General features: G+C 73.0%; 18 protein-coding genes. 8 read left to right on the top strand and 10 right to left on the bottom strand.

The annotated features are described in order from the left end of the window. Positions 1-67: 67 nt before the first annotated feature. Together ACIQTO_RS26610 and ACIQTO_RS26605 are read right to left on the bottom strand one after the other, a co-directional pair. Positions 68-1,018, bottom strand: a complete 951-nt coding sequence (locus ACIQTO_RS26610) for a pirin family protein (RefSeq protein ID WP_402392783.1) — start codon at positions 1,016-1,018, stop codon at positions 68-70. A gap of 168 nt (positions 1,019-1,186) precedes the next feature. Continuing rightward, the gene (locus ACIQTO_RS26605; RefSeq protein WP_380574064.1) at positions 1,187-1,696 is read right to left on the bottom strand and encodes an SseB family protein; all 510 of its coding nucleotides are present in this window, start codon (positions 1,694-1,696) and stop codon (positions 1,187-1,189) included. Between the two features lie 215 nt (positions 1,697-1,911). Between ACIQTO_RS26605 and ACIQTO_RS26600 the strand changes: the two genes are divergently transcribed. Next, a complete protein-coding gene (locus tag ACIQTO_RS26600) occupies positions 1,912-3,741 on the top strand; it encodes an acyl-CoA dehydrogenase (protein WP_402392781.1) in 1,830 nt (609 codons plus the stop codon). Positions 3,742-4,088: 347 nt separating this feature from the next. After that, a complete protein-coding gene (locus ACIQTO_RS26595) occupies positions 4,089-5,384 on the top strand; it encodes a M18 family aminopeptidase (RefSeq protein WP_402392778.1) in 1,296 nt (431 codons plus the stop codon). Positions 5,385-5,471: 87 nt separating this feature from the next. Here ACIQTO_RS26595 and ACIQTO_RS26590 read toward each other — a convergent pair whose 3' ends face one another. From ACIQTO_RS26590 to ACIQTO_RS26580, 3 genes are all read right to left on the bottom strand, one after another. Then, positions 5,472-7,286, bottom strand: coding sequence for an NHL domain-containing thioredoxin family protein (locus ACIQTO_RS26590; RefSeq protein ID WP_402392775.1), 1,815 nt, complete (start codon positions 7,284-7,286; stop codon positions 5,472-5,474). 46 nt (positions 7,287-7,332) lie between these two features. Beyond that, positions 7,333-8,364 (bottom strand): Fic family protein, encoded by a 1,032-nt coding sequence (locus ACIQTO_RS26585; protein WP_402392772.1) that lies wholly within the window; start codon positions 8,362-8,364, stop codon positions 7,333-7,335. A gap of 177 nt (positions 8,365-8,541) precedes the next feature. After that, positions 8,542-9,084, bottom strand: coding sequence for a GNAT family N-acetyltransferase (locus ACIQTO_RS26580; protein WP_402392769.1), 543 nt, complete (start codon positions 9,082-9,084; stop codon positions 8,542-8,544). A 91-nt stretch (positions 9,085-9,175) separates the two neighbouring features. Here ACIQTO_RS26580 and ACIQTO_RS26575 point away from each other — a divergent pair, with 91 nt between their 5' ends. Continuing rightward, positions 9,176-9,661 (top strand): LURP-one-related/scramblase family protein, encoded by a 486-nt coding sequence (locus ACIQTO_RS26575; protein WP_402392767.1) that lies wholly within the window; start codon positions 9,176-9,178, stop codon positions 9,659-9,661. Between the two features lie 49 nt (positions 9,662-9,710). Here ACIQTO_RS26575 and ACIQTO_RS26570 read toward each other — a convergent pair whose 3' ends face one another. Both ACIQTO_RS26570 and ACIQTO_RS26565 read right to left on the bottom strand, forming a co-directional pair. Continuing rightward, positions 9,711-10,940 carry a glutathionylspermidine synthase family protein gene (locus tag ACIQTO_RS26570; RefSeq protein ID WP_402392764.1) on the bottom strand — a complete coding sequence of 410 codons (1,230 nt, stop codon included), beginning with the start codon at positions 10,938-10,940 and terminating at the stop codon, positions 9,711-9,713. A 5-nt stretch (positions 10,941-10,945) separates the two neighbouring features. Then, positions 10,946-11,299 (bottom strand): hypothetical protein, encoded by a 354-nt coding sequence (locus ACIQTO_RS26565; protein ID WP_402392761.1) that lies wholly within the window; start codon positions 11,297-11,299, stop codon positions 10,946-10,948. A gap of 183 nt (positions 11,300-11,482) precedes the next feature. Here ACIQTO_RS26565 and ACIQTO_RS26560 point away from each other — a divergent pair, with 183 nt between their 5' ends. After that, complete coding sequence (locus ACIQTO_RS26560; protein WP_402392759.1) at positions 11,483-11,905, top strand: DUF350 domain-containing protein; 423 nt, start codon at positions 11,483-11,485, stop codon at positions 11,903-11,905. Between the two features lie 68 nt (positions 11,906-11,973). Here the strand turns inward: ACIQTO_RS26560 and ACIQTO_RS26555 are convergent, their stop codons facing one another. After that, on the bottom strand, positions 11,974-12,333 hold the full coding sequence (locus ACIQTO_RS26555) for a winged helix-turn-helix transcriptional regulator (protein ID WP_402392757.1): 360 nt from the start codon (positions 12,331-12,333) through the stop codon (positions 11,974-11,976). A 97-nt stretch (positions 12,334-12,430) separates the two neighbouring features. Between ACIQTO_RS26555 and ACIQTO_RS26550 the strand changes: the two genes are divergently transcribed. Further along, entirely contained in the window at positions 12,431-13,321 is an 891-nt protein-coding gene (locus ACIQTO_RS26550) for an NAD(P)-dependent oxidoreductase (protein WP_402392754.1), read from the top strand. 73 nt (positions 13,322-13,394) lie between these two features. After that, complete coding sequence (locus tag ACIQTO_RS26545; RefSeq protein ID WP_402392751.1) at positions 13,395-14,246, top strand: TIGR03619 family F420-dependent LLM class oxidoreductase; 852 nt, start codon at positions 13,395-13,397, stop codon at positions 14,244-14,246. Positions 14,247-14,294: 48 nt separating this feature from the next. Here ACIQTO_RS26545 and ACIQTO_RS26540 read toward each other — a convergent pair whose 3' ends face one another. Further along, positions 14,295-15,350, bottom strand: a complete 1,056-nt coding sequence (locus ACIQTO_RS26540) for an aldo/keto reductase (RefSeq protein ID WP_402392749.1) — start codon at positions 15,348-15,350, stop codon at positions 14,295-14,297. A 163-nt stretch (positions 15,351-15,513) separates the two neighbouring features. Here ACIQTO_RS26540 and ACIQTO_RS26535 point away from each other — a divergent pair, with 163 nt between their 5' ends. Beyond that, complete coding sequence (locus ACIQTO_RS26535) at positions 15,514-16,587, top strand: hypothetical protein (protein ID WP_402392747.1); 1,074 nt, start codon at positions 15,514-15,516, stop codon at positions 16,585-16,587. Positions 16,588-16,831: 244 nt separating this feature from the next. Beyond that, complete coding sequence (locus ACIQTO_RS26530) at positions 16,832-17,911, top strand: class I SAM-dependent methyltransferase (RefSeq protein ID WP_402392744.1); 1,080 nt, start codon at positions 16,832-16,834, stop codon at positions 17,909-17,911. Between the two features lie 35 nt (positions 17,912-17,946). Here ACIQTO_RS26530 and ACIQTO_RS26525 read toward each other — a convergent pair whose 3' ends face one another. Next, complete coding sequence (locus tag ACIQTO_RS26525) at positions 17,947-18,333, bottom strand: DUF6087 family protein (protein WP_402392741.1); 387 nt, start codon at positions 18,331-18,333, stop codon at positions 17,947-17,949. Positions 18,334-18,367 lie beyond the last annotated feature (34 nt).

The following is an 18,367-nucleotide window of genomic DNA, read 5'->3' as shown; positions in this document are numbered from 1 at the left end:
GGGTGGGGAGGGTCCGCGCCGTCGAGGTCGGCCGGTGTCACCGGACTCCGGTGACGCCGGCCGGTGCTCATGAGGCCGGGATGGTTCCCAGGCGGCCGGCCTGGAAGTCCTCCATGGCCTGCTGGAGCTCACGGTGGCTGTTCATCACGAACGGGCCGTAGTGGGCGACCGGCTCCCGGATGGGCTCGCCGCCGAGGAGGACGACCTCGAAGTTGGCGCTGCGGGAGTCCTGGGTGTCGTCGGCCCGGATGGTGAGGGAATCGCCCTCGCCGAAGACGACGGCCTGTCCCATGTGGAACGGGCGCCGCTCCGTGCCGGCCGAGCCGCTGCCGGCGAGGCCGTACGCCAGGCCGTTGAAGTCGGACCGCCAGGGCAGGGTGACCTCGGCGCCGGGGTTCACCGACACGTGGATCATGGTGATGGGCGTGTGCGTGGCGCCGGGGCCCTGGTGGTCCGCGAGGTCGCCGGCGATCAGCCGCACCAGCGCGCCGCCGTCCGCCGAGGCGAGCAGCTTCACGCTGCCGCCGCGGATGTCCTGGTACTTCGGCGCGATCATCTTGTCCGCGGCGGGCAGGTTCACCCAGAGCTGGAGCCCGTGGAACAGGCCGCCGGACATCACCAGTGACTCCGGCGGGGTCTCGATGTGCAGCAGGCCGGAGCCCGCCGTCATCCACTGGGTGTCGCCGTCGGTGATGACGCCGCCGCCGCCGTGCGAGTCCTGGTGGATGAAGGTCCCGTCGATGATGTACGTGACCGTCTCGAAGCCGCGGTGCGGGTGCCAGGGCGTGCCCTTGGGCTCTCCGGCCGCGTAGTCCACCTCGCCCATCTGGTCCATCATGATGAACGGGTCCAGGTACTTCTGGTTGATCTTCGCGAAGGCGCGGCGGACCGGGAAGCCCTCGCCCTCGAAGCCGCTGGGGGCGGTCGACACGGCCAGCACCGGACGCGGGCGGGAGCCTTCGGCGGGAGCCGCGATACGCGGCAGGACAAGCGGGTTCTCGACGGTCACGGCGGGCATGTCGGCCTCCTTCGGCGGGGTTCCTCTGGCCTACGTCCACGAGATTAGTTCAATCCTCAACAAGAAGCAAGTTGAACTTTGAACTATATGGAGAGGGTGCGGTCCGGAGGGGGCGGTTCGAACGGGGCCGCCGGCCGCGCGGGAGTCGTGGTGGGCTGTGCGGGCGGGTCAGCCGTACATGCGGCGCATGGTGAAGTCGACCATCTGCTCGACCGCCTTGGCGTCGAACACCATCCGGTGCTCGCCCTCCATGTCCAGGGCGAAGCCGTACCCGGTCGGCAGTAGGTCGAGCACCTCGGCGCCGGTGACCGTGAAGTGCTTGGAGTCCTTGCCGGCGTAGCGGCGCAGCTCCTTCAGGGAGCTGAACATCGGGATCACCGGCGTCGGTGTGTTGTGCAGCGCCAGGAAGCCGGGGCGGTCGCCGCGCGGGCAGTGCACCTTGGAGGTGATGAAGATCGCCTGGAAGTCCTCCACCGCCATCGACCCGGTGGTGAAGGCCCGGACGGCGTCCGCCAGTGACGGCGGGGACGGCTCGGGGTAGAGGGACTGCTGCTGCTGCGACGCCTGCGGCTGCTCGCCGTACGGGCCGGGGCCGGGCATGCCGTTCATGCCCGGCTGCGGTCCCGCCTGCTGCTGGTAGGGATCGCCCGGGTATGCGTTCTGGTCATAGCCGTACACACGGACAGGCTATCGGGAGCGCAGCCGCCTGTGCTGGCGTTGATCCTGACAAGGAGTGGCCGTCCCGGCTTGTGGGACGTGACCACGTTCATAGGGGATTCACCGCCAGGGGCTTGAAACAAGTTACCGCTGGGTAGCATCATGATGCGTACTGGTGGGTACGGGGCGCCCGAACACGGCGGTCTCCCGGAAGCGACGAACCGGAGAAAACGGCGATGGGTCACTACAAGTCCAACCTGCGGGACGTGGAGTTCAACCTCTTCGAGGTGTTCGGCCGCGAGCAGGTCTACGGCACCGGACCGTTCGCGGACATGGACGTCGAGACCGCGAAGAACATCCTGAGCGAGATCGCGCGCCTTGCCGAGAACGACCTCGCCGCGTCGTACACCGACACCGACCGCAACCCGCCGGTCTTCGACCCGGAGACCAGCACCGCGCCGATCCCGGCCTCGTTCAAGAAGAGCTACCAGGCCTTCATGGACGCCGAGTGGTGGCGCCTGGGCATCCCGGAGTCCATCGGCGGCCAGGTCACCCCGTCCTCGCTGGTCTGGGCCTTCGCCGAGCAGATCCTGGGCTCGAACCCGGCCATCTGGATGTACTCCTCCGGCCCGGCCTTCGCCGGTGTCATCGCCGAGGAGGGCACCGAGGAGCAGCTGGAGGTCGCCAAGCGGATGACCGACCGCCTCTGGGGCTCGACCATGGTGCTGACCGAGCCGGACGCCGGCTCGGACGTCGGCGCCGGCCGCACCAAGGCGATCAAGCAGGAGGACGGCTCCTGGCACATCGAGGGTGTGAAGCGCTTCATCACCTCGGGCGAGCACGACATGTCCGAGAACATCATCCACATGGTGCTGGCCCGCCCCGAGGGCGGCAAGCCGGGCACCAAGGGCCTCGGCCTCTACATCGTGCCGAAGTACGACTTCGACTGGGAGACCGGCGAGCTCGGCGAGCGCAACGGTGTCTACGCCACCAACGTCGAGCACAAGATGGGCCTCAAGGCCTCCAACACGTGCGAGATGACCTTCGGTGCCAAGCACCCGGCCAAGGGCTGGCTGCTGGGCGAGAAGGTCGACGGCATCCGCCAGATGTTCAAGATCATCGAGTTCGCCCGGATGATGGTCGGCACGAAGGCCATCGCCACCCTCTCCACCGGCTACCTGAACGCGCTGGAGTACGCCAAGGAGCGCGTTCAGGGCGCCGACATCTCGCAGTTCCTGGACAAGACCGCGCCGCGCGTCACCATCACCCACCACCCCGACGTGCGCCGCTCGCTGATGACCCAGAAGGCCTACGCCGAGGGCATGCGCGCGCTGGTCCTGCTCACCGCCTCCACCCAGGACGACGTGCTCGCCGCCCGCCTGCGCGGCGAGCACGACGAGGCCGCCGAGCGACTGAACGACCTGCTGCTGCCGATCGTCAAGGGCTACGGCTCGGAGAAGTCCTACGAGCAGCTCGCCCAGTCCCTGCAGACCTTCGGCGGCTCCGGCTACCTGCAGGAGTACCCGATCGAGCAGTACATCCGGGACGCCAAGATCGACACCCTCTACGAGGGCACCACCGCGATCCAGGGCCAGGACTTCTTCTTCCGCAAGATCGTCAAGGACGGCGGCCAGGCGCTCACCGCGCTGTCCGAGCAGATCCAGAAGTTCCTCGGCTCCGCCGCGGGCGGCGACGCCCTGGCCGCCGAGCGCGAGCTGCTCGCCAAGGCCGCCGGTGACCTGGAGGCCATCGTCGGCAAGCTGCTGGCCGACCTCTCCTCGGTCGAGCAGGACGTCAAGAACATGTACAAGGTGGGCCTCAACACCACCCGCCTGCTGATGGTCTCCGGCGACGTCGTGGTCGGCTGGCTGCTGCTGCGCCAGGCCGCGGTGGCCCTGGCCAAGCTGGAGGCCGGCGCCTCGGAGAAGGACGTCGCCTTCTACCAGGGCAAGGTCGCGGCGGCCCGCTTCTTCGCCAAGAACATCCTGCCGACCGTCGCCTCGCAGCGCCTGATCGCCGAGGGCATCGACAACGAGATCATGGAGCTGGCGGAGCAGGCGTTCTGACGCCTGCCCCCCGATGACCGCCTGACCCAACCCTCACACCGAAGGGCCCGGTTCCTCGACCGGGCCCTTCGGCGTGCCACCGGTCGCTCCCGCTCGCGCCACGCCCCCCGGCCTGCCGCGCCGTCCCCCCGGCCTGCCGTTCCACGCCCGTCGCCGGCCCGGTATGACCGTCCGCGACCGGGCGCAACCGCTGGGTGCGCGGTGTCCGGCGCGGCGTCAGTTCACGTTTCTGTCTGCGTTCTGCATCCGTTGGGGGGATCAGACTGTCCTGTCCGTGTACGGGCATATGCTCAAGGTGCGAAGCCGACCCCCATCCGGTTTCAGCCCTCCCTCGACTCAGGAGCAGCATGTCGACCGCCGCCCGTCAGGTTTTCTTCGACCGGACGCACACCGATGATCTGATTGCCTTCCTCGGTACCTCACCGTCGCCCTACCACGCGGTCGCCAGCGCCGCCGAGCGGCTGGAGAAGGCGGGTTTCCGGCAGGTCGCCGAGACGGACGCCTGGGACGCGGTGGCCGGGGGCCGCTACGTGATCCGGGGCGGTGCGCTGATCGCCTGGTACGTGCCGCAGGGCGCCGGCCCGCAGACGCCGTTCCGCGTCGTGGGCACCCACACCGACTCGCCCAACCTGCGCGTCAAGCCGGTGCCGGACACCGGTTCGGCGGGCTGGCGGCAGGTGGCCGTGGAGATCTACGGCGGCGTGCCGCTGAACACCTGGCTCGACCGCGACCTCGGCCTCTCCGGCCGCCTCGCGCTGCGGGACGGCAGCTCGCGGCTGGTGCAGCTGGACGAGCCGCTGCTGCGCGTGCCGCAGCTGGCGATCCACCTCGACCGCCAGGTCAACGAGGGGATGAAGCTCGACAAGCAGCGCCACCTCACCCCGATCTGGGGCCTCGGCCCGGTCGACGAGGGCTCGCTGATCGAGTACGTCGCGCAGCGCGCCGGTGTCGACCCCGCCGACGTGGCCGGCTGGGACCTCATGACGCACGACGTGCAGCCCGCCAGCTACCTGGGCCGGGACCGCGAGCTGCTGGCCGGTCCGCGCCTGGACAACCTGCTCTCGGTGCACGCGGCCACCGCCGCGCTGGCCGCCGTGGCCGGCGAGGACCTGCCGTACATCCCGGTGCTGGCCGCCTTCGACCACGAGGAGACCGGCAGCGAGTCGGACACCGGCGCGCAGAGCCCGCTGCTCGGCAACGTGCTGGAGCGCAGCGTCTACGCGCGCGGCGGCAGCCCCGAGGACCGCGCCCGGGCGCTGGCCGGTACCGTCTGCCTGTCCTCCGACATGGGCCACGCCGTCCACCCGAACTACAGCGAGCGGCACGAGCCGGGGCACCACCCGATGCCGAACGGCGGGCCGATCCTGAAGGTCAACGTCAACAACCGGTACGCGACCGACGGGGTCGGCCGGGCGGTCTTCGCGGCGGCCTGCGAGAGGGCCGGCGTGCCGTGGCAGACCTTCGTCTCCAACAACGCCATGCCCTGCGGGACGACGATCGGCCCGATCACCGCGGCCCGGCTCGGGATCAGCACGGTGGACTGCGGCATCGCGGCGCTCTCCATGCACTCGGCGCGCGAGCTGTGCGGCGCGGACGACCCGTACCTGCTGGCGAGCGCGGTCAAGGCGTTCCTGGAGGGCTGACGCCGCCCCGGAGGGCTGAGCACGCACCCGCGCGAAGGGCCCGGCAGTTGCCGGGCCCTTCGCGCTGCCGTCACCGGCCGGTGCCGGCTACTCCATCCCGGCGAGCACCAGCGGCAGCCGGCGCGCACCGTCCTCGGCCAGCTTCACCGGCACGCCCCAGTCCTGCTGGTGGACGTGGCAGGACGGGTACTCGATCTCCGGGTCGTCGTCGCAGGAGGCGGCCATCGCCGAGACGTGCAGCACGCCCTCCGTCACCCGGTCGGAGAGCACCAGCTCGCGGGAGAGCGCGGTGTCCGCCCCCGCCCCGGAGACCAGCAGCTCGGGCGGGGTGGAGCTGACCAGCAGCCGGGTGGACGGGCCGTAGCGCTCGTCCAGCTTCTGGCCGGTGGGCGCCGAGAAGACCACGTCCAGCCGGAACGTGCCGGGGGCGACCTCGGTGGCGGCCCGCTGGGTGCGGTGCGCCACCGACTCGACCCGGACGGCCTCCTCGGGCAGCCGCAGCCGGGTCAGCCGGTGCCGGGCCGACTCGACCACCACGATGTCGCCGTCGACCAGCACCGCGCCGGAGGGCTCGCGCAGGTCGGTGGCGAGCGTGGTGACATCACCGCTCGCCGGGTCGAAGCGGCGCAGCGCGTGGTTGTAGGTGTCGCTGACGGCCACCGAGCCGTCGGGCAGCACGGTGACGCCCAGCGGGTGCTGGAGCAGTGCCTGCCCGGCCGCGCCGTCGCGGTGGCCGAAGTCGAACAGTCCCGTGCCCACGGCGGTCCGGACCGTCTTTGTTTCACGTGAAACCGAACGCAGGGCCGAAGTCTCCGAGTCGGCCACCCAGAGCAGCTCGCCGTCCGCCGAGACGGCCAGGCCGGACGGCTGGGCGAACCAGGCCTCTGCGGCGGGGCCGTCGACCAGGCCCTCGTTGGTGGTGCCGGCCGCGACGCCGACGGTGCCGGTGGCCGGGTCGTACGCCCAGAGCTGGTGGACGCCGGCCATGGCGATCCAGACCTTGCCGTCGAACCAGGCGACGTCCCACGGCGAGGAGAGGTCCACCTCGCGGGCCGGGCCCTCGGTCGAGGAGCCCTGCCACCACTGCCGGCCGGTGCCGGCCAGGGTCTCGACGCTGCCGTCGGCCAGCCGGACGCCGCGCAGCGCGTGGTTGACGGTGTCGGCCACGATCACGTCGTAGGCCGAGCCCGCCGGGAGCAGGGCCAGCCCCTGCGGCTCGCTGAACCGGGGGGCGGCGCCGTCGACCAGGCCGCGCACGCCGTCCCCGATCCGGCGGACGACGCTCTCGCCGTCCTCGGCCAGCTCGACCAGCGAGTGGTGGCCGGAGTCGGCGACCAGGAAGTGGCCGTTCGGCAGCCGGACGGCCTTGCCGGGGAACTTGAGGTCCCCCGCGGTGGGCTCGGGCGGCACGTACGGGCCGTCGCCGCGGCGCAGGGTGCCCTTGGCCGCGTGCTCCTCCTCCAGCTCCTCGACCAGCCGGGCGATGGCGTGCGCGTGCCCCTCGCCGGCGTGCTGGGCGACCACGTACCCCTCCGGGTCGATCACCACCAGCGTCGGCCAGGCCCGCACCGCGTACTGCTTCCAGGTGACGAGCGCCGGGTCGTCCAGCACCGGGTGGTGCACCTCGTACCGGGCGACGGCGTCCACCACGGCCTGGTGGTCGGCCTCGTGCACGAACTTGGGGGAGTGGACGCCGACGATCACCACGGTGTCGCGGTGCTTCTCCTCCAGCTCACGGAGCTCGTCCAGGACGTGCAGACAGTTGATGCAGCAGAAGGTCCAGAAGTCTAGTACGACACACTTACCTCGCAGGTCGGCAAGCTTGAGTTCCTTGCCGCCTGTGTTGAGCCATCCACCAGCGCCGACCAGCTCGGGGGCGCGGACACGTGCACGAGAAGCCATACCCCCATCAAACCGCACCCGCCGTGCCCGCATTCCGGTGCGTGGCTCAGCCGGTGCCGGGCGGCCTGCGCTGGTGCTTGGCCGCCTTGTATGCGGCGACCGACCTCCGCGATGACCGCCACACTCCGTCCGGGCCCTGTGCGGCGCTCAGGCGGCCACGCTGTGCCGCTTGCCGGAGCGCTGCCATGGACAGCTCATCGTCGACCAGGGCGGCGAGCGGCACCATTCTGGCGGGGCCGGCGACATTGGGGACGATGAAGCGGTTGAGGTTGTCCTCCATGGCCCGTGCGATGAGTTCGCCGAGGGCGCCGCAGTCGCCTGCGTCCGCCCTGCGCAGTGCGGAGAGGTATGCCTCCCGCTGTCGCTTGAAGATGATGATCGGTGGGTATCCGACCCGCACCAGCACGAGGTTCATGACGAGCCGTCCGGTACGGCCGTTGCCGTCGAGGAACGGATGGATTCGTTCGAACCGGTTGTGGACTCGGGCCAGCTCCTCCGGCAACGGGCTCATGAGAGCTTCGTGCTTCTCGATTCGCTGTCCGAGATCGCAAACGTCGCCGACCCACTGCTCGACCTGCGCCGGGACCAGGGGCCAAGGCGGCGGAGTCATGCCCTCGGCGAACGGCGCGATGTCGTGTTCGCGGAAGTTGCCGGGGCCCTCGCCGTCTCCGGCGTCGGGGTGGGGGGCGATGTTCCAGACCGGAGTCATGGCCGCGTGGTGGATGTGGCGGATCTCGCCGAGTGTGATGAGCCGGCCGTCGTGCCAGGCGTCCGGTTCCAGGGCCTGGCCGTACACCCACCGGGCCGCGTCGGCGTAGCCCTGGACCTCGTTGTACTCGCGGAGCGGCTTCGCCCCGACGGCCCGACCTTGGTCGAGGAGCGCCTGGACTTCACGAAGGACCAGCGTGTTGCCCTCCAGCGCGGTTGAGTGGTGCGCCTCCTGGTGCCAGATGTCGTCCCAGATCTCCTGGGCCTCCCTAGGGCTCGGAAGCCCGCCGAAGCGCTCGTTCAGCTCGGTCAGCGCTCCGCCGAGTCGGCGGTAGACAGTGCTGCGGCTGGGCCTTCCTCGTCCGGCCACTGCCGTTCCTCCCCAGAGTTGATACAGGCCATGGGTAGCCAATTGAACTTATCAACTCTGTCGGCTGCGGAAGGCCGGTCATGGGCTCCTGTCACTCGTACGTGGAGGATTCGCTGCCAGGACCTCCGGAGGATCCAGGGTGGCGGGCCCAGGCACCGGGCAGCCCGGACGCCGGGCTCAGCCCAGTGGGGTCGGGGGGAGGAGCCAGCGGGTCTCGCCGTCCTGGTGGTCGGCGGTGGGTGTCAGGCCGAGGGCGCGGGCGACGGCGGCCGAGGCGTGGTGGTCGGGGTGGATGTGGGCGAGCACGGTGGTGACGCCGGCGGCCCGGAGGTGGGTGAGCAGCCCGCGGGCGGCCTCGGTGGCGAGGCCGCGGCCCTGCCAGGGGGTGCCCAGGACCCAGGCGATCTCGGTGGCGGCCGGGCCGACGGTGGCCTGGACGTAGCCGGTCAGCCGGCCGTCGGCGCGCAGCCGCAGGGCCCAGTTGCCCCAGGTCTCGGCGGGGTCGGGGGAGCCGGCGGCCAGCCGGGTGTAGCGGGTGCGCAGGGCGTCGGCGGTGGGCGGCTCGCCGCCGGTGAAGGTGTACAGGGCCGGGTCGGCGAGGGCGGCGGCCATCGCCTCGGCGTGCTCGGGCCCGATCGGGAGCAGGTCGAGGCGTTCGGTGCGCAGGATGACGGCGGTGGGGACGGCGTTGGTGGCGTCGGCGGGGTTCACGGGGTTCATGGGGTCATTCAACGCCGATGTGTGGCGGTGCTTCGCACGGGGAGACCGATCGGGTCGAATGGACGCACGTCCACGCGCAGGAGGAGGCGGTATGCGGTACCTGGTCAGGGAGAAGCTGTTCGCGATCGGTGACGACTACTGGATCGAGGACGACCGGGGGCACAAGGCGTTCCTGGTGGACGGCAAGGTGTTGCGGCTGCGCCACACCTTCGAGCTGAAGGACTCCGGCGGCCGGGTGGTGGCGGTGGTGAAGGAGAAGGCGTTCACCGTCCGGGACGCGATGAAGATCGAGAACGCCGACGGCGACGTGGTCGCGACCGTCCGGGAGAAGCTGTTCACGCCGTTTCGCGACAAGTACCTCGTGGAGCTGGCCGGTGGCGGCGAACTGAAGATCCACGGCAACCTGATCGACAAGGACTACCGGATCGAGAACGACCACGGCGACGACCTCGCCCGGATCTCCCGCAAGTGGTTCCGGGTCCGTGACACCTACGGCGTGGAGGTGGCCGACGGTGCCGACGCGGGGCTGCTGCTGGCGGTGGCGGCCTGTGTGGACCACCTGACGGAGGAGGACTGACCCCGGGCGGTCGGGGCGGGCCGGGCCGAACGGGCCCGTCCCGTGCCGGTCAGACGATGATGTGCGGCAGGAAGCGGGCGCCCTGGTGGGTGATCGGGCTGTCGTCCGTCTCGCGGATGCCGAGGCCCGCCGCCTCGCCGTCGATCACCCAGGTGCCGAGGACCGGGCGGTTGCCGTCGAAGTCGGGCAGCGGGTGGTACTGCTGGTAGCAGTGGCCCTCGGCGCCGTAGCGGTCCGGGTCGCCGGCCCAGGCGGCGAGCCGGGTCTCGCCGCCGTCGGGCCCGACGATCCGGATGCCGGCGCCCTCCCGGCCGAGCAGCGGCTTGGCCGCGTACCCGGGCCCGCCCGGGTCGGCGAGTTCGCGCGGGCCGTCCAGGTAGGCGGGCAGCAGGTTGGGGTGGCCGGGGTGGAGCTCCCAGAGCACCGCCAGCAGCGCCTTGTTGGAGAGCAGCATCTTCCAGGCCGGCTCGATCCAGAGCGTGGAGCCGGTGCCGCCGCCGTGGTCGATGACGTCCAGCAGCTGCGCGCCGAACTCGTCCTCGGCCAGCCACTCCCACGGGTAGAGCTTGAACGCCGAGCGGATGAAGCGGTGTTCGAGGTCGACGAAGCGGCCGGAGAGGCCGTCCCAGCCGATGCCCTCCATGGCGATGCCGACCGTGTCGAGGCCGGCCTGCTCGGCGCACTCCTGGAGGTAGAGGGTGGTCATCCAGTCCTCGCCCTCGGTGTCGCCGCGCGAGTGGGCGAAGTGCACCGGGCCGGGCGGCAGCAGGTGCTTCTGGCGGGCCCAGGAGGCGACCAGCCGCTCGTGCAGCGAGTTCCACTGGTCGGCGGCGGGGAAGCGCTCCTCCAGCCAGAACCACTGCGGGCCGGCCGCCTCGATCAGCGAGGTCGGGGTGTCGGCGTTGTACTCGAACAGCTTGGCCGGACCGGTGCCGTCGTAGGCGAGGTCGAACCGCCCGTAGACGGCCGGCTGTTCGGCGCGTCGCCGCCAGGACTCGGCGACGGCCGCCGCGAGCCGGGGGTCGGTGATCCCGTAGTCGGCGAACCGGCCGGTGCGGACCACGTGGTCGGCGGCGGCCAGGCACAGCTCGTGCAGTTCCTCGACCACCTCCTCCAGCGCCTCCACCTCGGGCAGCGAGAACTCGTAGTACGCGCTCTCGTCCCAGTAGGCGTGCGGGCCGCCCTGGTTGCAGGGGTCGGAGCACATGGCGTAGATCAGGCCCTGGCCCTCGACGGTGGCCAGCCAGTCGGGGCGCGGGTCGATGGTGCGGCGGCGCATCGCGGTCAGCCCCCGCCCGAGCCGCTGGAGCCGGACGGGCAGCCGAAACCGCCGCGCTTGGTGGCGGCCTGGTCGAAGGTGCCGCCGATCGCGGTGGTGCTGCCGGAGCCGCAGTAGTACCAGCGGCCGGCGGCGGCCGTCGTGGTGCCGCCCGCGCACGCGTGGCTGTCCAGCACCTTGAGCGTCGACGGGTCGACGCAGCGGCTCGGCGCGGAGCCACCGCTGCCGGAGGAGCAGCCGGACAGGGCCAGGGCGAGGGTGCCGACCATGCCGAGGGTGACGAAGCCCGACCGGCGCCGGGCGTCCTGGCCCGGGCTGCCGGGTCCGGGGGCTGGGGTGGGTGACTGCGACGGCGTCATGGCGCCCGATGGTACGCGTGGGCCCGGATGGTACGCGTGGGCCCGGATGGTACGGGAGGGGCCCCGGATTCCTGTTCGGCCACGGGGCCGGTGGGATATGTTTTGCCGATCCTTGACCGTCGGACCGGGCCGTAGCCGGACCCGGCGGGATTCAGTGAGCGGACACGGGGGACGGACACACCCATGAACGACATCCTGCACGGCCTCGGTGCGGCGGCCGCCTTCGGCGCCGTCGGTGTGGTGCTGCTGCTCCTCGGCATCGGCCTGGTGGACGTGCTGACGCCGGGCCGGCTCGGTCACCAGATCTGGGTCGAGCGCAACCGCAACGCCGCCGTGGTGCTCAGCTCCGCGCTGCTCGGCATCGGCGGCATCGTCTTCACCGCGATCATGTACACCTACGCGGACTTCGGCAAGGGCCTCGTCTCCACGGCCTGCTTCGGTCTGCTCGGTCTGGTGCTGATGGCCGTCGCGTTCTGGGCGGTGGACATCCTGACGCCCGGCAAGCTCGGCGCGATCCTGGTCGACCCCGAGCCGCACCCGGCGGTCTGGGTCACGGCCAGCTGCAACGTCGCGGTGGCGGCGATCGTGGCGGCCGCGATCGCCTGAACCGCCGTCGGGGCCCGCGCCGTCGCCGTGTCGGCTCCGAGACGTCGCGCGGGCCCCGGCCCGGCGTGTTACGCGGGCCCCCGGCCGGGGTGCGCGTCCCCGCCGAGGACGTGCTCGCGACCCCAGGCGCCCAGCGGTGCCAGCGCCGCGTTCAGCCGCGCCCCGACCGCCGTCAGCGAGTACTCGACGCGCGGCGGCACCTCCTCGTACGACTCGCGGTGCACGATCCCGTCGGCCTCCAGCTCGCGCAGATGGGCGGCGAGCACCTTCTCGGTGATCCCCGGCACCAGGCGGCGCAGCTCCCCGAACCGGCAGCCCGGCCGCTCGTCCAGCGCCCAGAGGATCAGTACCTTCCACTTGCCGCCGATCACGTCCATCGCCGCGTCGATCCCACAGACGTGCCCGCCCGGCCTCGGCACCGTTGCCATGCCCCACCCCTCCGACCTCGTCGCTCACCCCAGGGTAACCACCCACTTCGAGGTGCGTACTTGTCCGCCGGCGGCCCCGGCGACGAGCCTGATCGACATGGCACAGAACAGCGTTGACTCCGTTTCGAAGACCTCCCTCACCCTGCTCGGGCTCGGCGCGATGGGCGCCGCGCTGGCCCGGACCTGGCTTGCCGCCGGGCATCCGCTGACCGTCTGGAACCGCACCGCCGTCCGGGCCGAACCGCTCGCCGTCCAGGGCGCCACCGTCGCCGCCACCCCCGCGGAAGCGGTCGCGGCCAACCGGCTGGTGGTCGTCTGCCTGCTCGACGACGACTCCGTCGAGGAGGCGTTGGACGGCGTCGACCTGGCCGGCCGGGACGTGGTCAACCTCGTCACCAGCACGCCCGGACAGGCCCGCGCCCGCGCCGCCTGGGCCCATGAGCGCGGCGCCCGCTACCTGGACGGCGGGATCATGGCCGTCCCGCCGATGATCGGCGTCGAGGCGGCCGGCCCGTACGTCTTCTACAGCGGCTCGCGCGCGCTGTTCGACGAGCACGGCGACACCCTGGCCGTCCCGGCCGGCACCCGCTTCGTCGGGGAGGACGCCGGCTTCGCCGCCCTGTACGACGTGGCGCTGCTGAGTGCCATGTACGGCATGTTCGCCGGGGTGGCGCACGCCTTCGCGCTGATCGGCAAGGAGACGGTCGCCCCGGGCGACCTCGCCCCGCTGCTGACCTCCTGGCTCCACGCGATGGCCGGCTCGGTGACGCGGACCGCCGCGCAGTTGGAGGCCGGCGACTACACGCTGGGTGTGGTCTCCAGCCTCGCCATGCAGGTCGCCGGCACCCCCACCTTCCTGCGCACCGCGGCGGAGCAGGGCGTCAGCGCCGAGCTGCTCGCCCCGTACTTCGAGCTGATGGCGCGGCGGCTCGCGGAGGGGGCCGGCGTGGAGGACCTGACCGGCGTGGTCGACCTGCTGCGGCGCTAGGCCGTGGTGGGAATCCCGTGCCCGGCAAGGGGGTTGACAGGACGACACTGCTGACGCGGGGAAGTGGGACAGCATGGAACTCGGAGTTGCGCCGCACCGCCTCTGGCCGAGGGACGTCGGGGACCTCGACGCCGTGCTGGGCACCGCGCAGGAGGCGGAGCGGCTCGGGTTCGACCACCTGATCGCCGGCAGCCACGTGCTCCGCACCGAGACCGGCCTCTCGCACGACCCGCTGGTGCTGCTCTCCGCCGTCGCCGGCGCCACCTCGCGGATCCGGCTGGTGACGAGCGTGCTGATCCTGCCGCTCCACAACCCGGTGCTCCTCGCCCACCAGAGCGCCACACTGGACCGGCTCTCCGGCGGCCGGTTCACCCTCGGCGTCGGGACGGGGTGGGACGCCGGGGAGTTCGAGGCGGTCGGCGTGCCGTTCGCGGGCCGGGGCCGTCGGGCGGACGAACAGCTCGCGGTGGTCCGGGAGTTGTGGCGGGGCGAGGGGGACGTTCGGATCGCGGTGCCGCCGTTGCGCCCGTCCGGCCCCGCGGTCTGGGTCGGCGGCCAGGGGGACGCGGCGCTGCGCCGGGCCCTGCGGTTCGGCGAGGCCTGGCACGGCGCGGGGGTCGACCCGGCGGGCCTCACCGCCGTCCGGGCCCGGCTGGCCGTCCTCGGGGAGGAGACCGGACGGGACCCGGGCACGCTGGCGCTCACCGCCGGTGTCTTCCTCGTCCCGCCCGGCCACACCCCGGCCGGCCCGGTGCCCGGCACCCCGCTCGGCGGCGCCGCCGCGTCGGCGGAGAGCGTCCGGCACGCGCTCGGCGAGCTGGCCGAGGCCGGGCTGAGCTCCTGCTCCCTCTGGTTCCCGGTCACCGCGGGGGCGCTGCCCGACGCGCTGGCCTGGGCGGCGCGGGAGCTGCTGCCCCGGGGGTGATCCCTCGGGGCCGGGGCTCCCGGCCCCGAGGGATCGACGGGACGGGTGCTATCCGGCCGCGCGGTCGGCGGCGGGGCGGCGGCGCTGCACCGGGTCGGTGAGGGCGGGCGGCTGCCAGACGCCGTCCGGGTGGTAGATGTTCGCGCCGGGCGGGACGATGGCGTCGATCCGGTCGAGGGCGGCGTCGTCCAGGGAGAGGTCGGCGCCCTTGAGGGCCGCCGCCAGCTGCTCCCCGGTGCGCGGGCCGATGATCACCGAGGTGACGGCCGGGTGCGCCAACGGGAAGGCGAGGGCGAGTTCGGGCAGCGTGCGGCCGAGGTCGTCGGCGAGCGCGGTCAGCTCCTCGACCGCGTCCAGCTTGGCCGCGTTGACCGGCAGCGCCGGGTCGAAGCGGGCCGGGGTGAGGGCGGCCCGGCCGGTGCCGAGGTCGATCGGGCGGCCCTTGCGGTAGCGGCCGGTGAGGAAGCCGGAGGCGAGCGGACTCCAGGTCAGCGCGCCCATGCCGAGCCGCCGGACGGTCGGCAGGACGTCCCGCTCGATGCCCCGGGCGAGCAGCGAGTACGGCGGCTGCTCGGTGCGGAAGCGGGGCAGGCCGCGGCGTTCGGCGACGTGGTACGCCTCGACGATCTCCTCGGCGGGGAAGGTCGAGCAGCCGAAGGCGCGGATCTTGCCGGCCGTGACGAGGTCGCCGAGCGCGGAGAGGGTCTCCTCGATGTCGGTGGTGTGGTCGGGCCGGTGCACCTGGTAGAGGTCGATCCGGTCGGTGCGCAGCCGGCGCAGGCTCTCCTCCACCTCGCGGACGATCCAGCGCCGCGAGTTGCCGCCCCGGTTGCGGCCCTCGCCCATCGGGAAGTGCACCTTGGTGGCGAGGACGACGTCGTCGCGGGTGCCGCGGCTCTGCAGCGCCTTGCCGACGATCTCCTCGGACTCGCCCCCGGAGTACATGTCGGCGGTGTCCACGAAGTTGATGCCCTGGTCGAGGGCGGTGTGGATGATGCGGGCGCAGTCGTCGTGGTCGGGATTGCCGACCGCTCCGAACATCATGGTGCCGAGGCAGTAGGTGCTCACCTCGATGCCGGTGCCGCCGAGGACGCGGTAGCGCATGGTTCAGTCCCCCTTGTTCAGGATCCGTGCCGAGGTGACGACAGTAGGGGCTGGAGCGCACTCCAGGGCAAGGGGTGGCCGGGGTCGACGGCCCCCCTCGCGGGGGAGCGGGTTCCCCCGCGAGGGGGAGGTCCGGCCCGGCGGCCGGTGTGACCGTGGGGCCATGACGAAAGCGGCGGGCGGGCCGGCGGTACGGGCGGCGGACGACGGGGACCGGGTGGTGCCGGGTGCGGTGGAGCGCGGCGCGGTGGAGCGCGGCCCGGTGGGGTGGGGCGCGGTGGGGTGGGGCGCGGACGGTCGGGGGGTGGCCGTCTGGGGCGTCGCGTACGCGGGCTTCGGGCTCGGCTGCGCGGTGACGGGGGCGGCGCTGTTCGGCGCGGTCCGGCCGGGTTGGGCGGTCGCCGCGGTGGGCGCCGTCGCGGCGGTGACCGGGGCGGCCGCGGCGCGGGGAGGACGGCGCCGCCCGGCGCGGCCTCGGGTGCTGCGGCCGGTGCTGTGGACGCTCTGCGCCCTGACCGGAGCGGCGGCGTTCGGCCTGCTCATGGACGTCATCACGCTGGTCTTCGACCAGGACGTGGACAGTTGGCCGGCCGCGGTCCAGCACGCGCTGGCCGCGCTCGGCGCCGTCCTGCTGGCGGCCTGCGCCCGTACCGGCGGTCCGACCGTTCCGGAGGCCGACGCGGGAGCGCCCCCGGCTCCGTCGGCGGCCTCGGGTGCGGTCCAACTGGCCGCTCTCGCGGGGACGCTGGCGTTCGCGCCGTACATCGCGATGAAGCTGACCTGGGCCCTCGGCGGTACGTTCGCGGGCCTGAGCGGGGCGCGGATGCGGGCCCTCGCCGTGCGCAACGGCGCGTCCGGGCTCTGGCTCACCCTGGAGTCCTGGGGCGTGGACGCGACGGCGCTGCTGGCGGCGCTCGGGGTGTTCCTGCTCTGGGGTCTGGTCCGCCCGTGGGGCCAGGTGTTCCCCCGGTGGACCTGGTTGCTGCGCGGTCGTCGCGTCCCCCGCTGGCTGCCGCTCACCCCCGCGCTGCTCGGCGCGGCGACGCTCGCGCCGTACGGCGTCTTCGGCATCGGCTACCTGGCCCTCGCCGGCACGGGCGTGGTGACCGTGTCGCGCGGGGACTTCCCCACCGAGGCGGACGTGCTCCTGGTCGGCTGGACCGGCCTCGGGGCCTTCGCCGTCTTCGGCGTCGCCCTGGCCGCCGCCGCCCGCTCGTACTGGCACCGCACACGGTGACGCTCCCCGTCCTTTTGCGGAACCGGCAAGACGGCTTGCCGGCGAGGCGGGCCCTGTCGCAGCCTGGCGGCGGAGGTGATCGCCATGGTCGACGGGCAGCACGGCAACGGGGACGGCACGTCGGCGGCGTTCGCCGTCGATCGCGCACGGCCTGGTGGGTGAGGAGACCGAACAGGCCCGCACGGCCGCGAAGGTCCGGAGACCGAACCGCGGTGAACCCCCGTCCACTGGAACGGAGAACGTCATGAACCGCTCGCACCGCCCCGCACCCGGGGTCGTACCCGGCCCCGGTCACGGCCACGCCCACGGTCAGGACCGCGGGCACGCGCACCAGCACCAGCACGGGCACGACCACGAGGCCGGCGGCGATGTCGACTGGGACGCCCTCGCCACCCTGCTGGAGCGCGAGGCCGAACTGCGCGCCCCCGCCATCACCGAGGCGGCCCACTGGCTGCGGGAGTTGCTGAGCGGCAGCGCCACGAGCAACGGCAGTCCCACGAGCAACGGCAGTGCTGCTAGCAATGGCAGTCGTACCGCGAGCAATGGCAGGGGATCGGGCAACGGCAGTGGCACGAGCGAGGACAGCCGGCCGAGCGGCGGTGTCCGGCGCGTCCTGGACGTCGGCAGCGGGCCGGGCGTGATCGCGGGGCTGCTGGCCGAGGTCTTCCCGGACGCCGAGGTGGTCGCGGTCGACCAGTCCCCGGCCCTGCTGGAGCGGGCCCGGGTCCGCTCGGCCGGCCGCCTCACCACTCAGCAGGCCGACCTGCCGGGCGACTTCGCCGCGCTCGGCGCCGCAGACCTGATCTGGTCCGCCAACGCGATCCACCACCTCGGCGACCAGCAGGCGGCGCTGACCGCGCTGGCCGGCGCGCTGCGCCCGGGCGGTCTGCTGGCCGTCGCCGAGCGCGGACTGCCGCTGCGCTTCCTCCCCCGGGACATCGGCCTCGGCCGCCCCGGTCTCCAGGCCCGTCTGGACGCCGCCCTGGAGGACACCTTCGCCGAGATGCGCGCCGAAGTCCCGGACGCCGTCGACACGGTGGAGGACTGGCCCGCGCTGCTGGCTGCGGCCGGTCTCGCCCCCAGCGGTACGCGGACCTTCCTCACCGACCTGCCGGCGCCGCTCGACCGCACGGCCCGCGAGTACCTGCACACGCACCTGGCCCGCCAGCGCGGCCGGCTCGGCGAGGGCCTCGACGCCACCGACCGCGCGACCCTGGACGCACTGCTCGACCCCGAGGCTCCCACCGGCATCCTCGCCCGGCCGGACGCCTTCTACCTCACCGCCACGACCGTCCACACCGCCCGGGCGGCCGGCGCCGAGTGAGGCGGGGACGGGCTCCCGCCGCCGAGGGCCCGTGCTCACCGGTCCGGCTTGCGGTGGCGCCCGGTGCCCTTCCGGAACAGGGCCACCGGGGTGTCCGCCTGGGGGAACGTCGCCCCGGGGGGCCGGGGCCCGGCCGCCGCGCCGCCCGCCGGTGAGGCCTCGCCCACCACCGGCGCGGGGGAGGCGTCGGGCGGCCCGGAGCGGACGATCAGCGAGTACGCCTGCGCAAAGCCCTCCGCCACCGCGACCGGCTGCCACCCGAAGCCGTCCCACTCGACGACCAGGCGCGGCGCGTCCCGGAAGAGGTGCGACCCGCGGCGCGGTCCGGGTGCCAGGGTGATCGCGTCCCGCGTCCCGGGTGCCCGCCGGCGGCCCTCCCACCTGGCGTACCACTCCTCCAGCGGCTCGTCCTCGGCGTCCATCGCCGCCTCCCTCGGATCGGTCGGGAAGCGCCAG

Source organism: Kitasatospora sp. NPDC091207 (assembly GCF_044768625.1).
Taxonomy (GTDB): domain Bacteria; phylum Actinomycetota; class Actinomycetes; order Streptomycetales; family Streptomycetaceae; genus Kitasatospora.
Note: the sequence above shows the minus strand (reverse complement) of the source record. Positions and strands in the feature narration are given on the sequence as shown.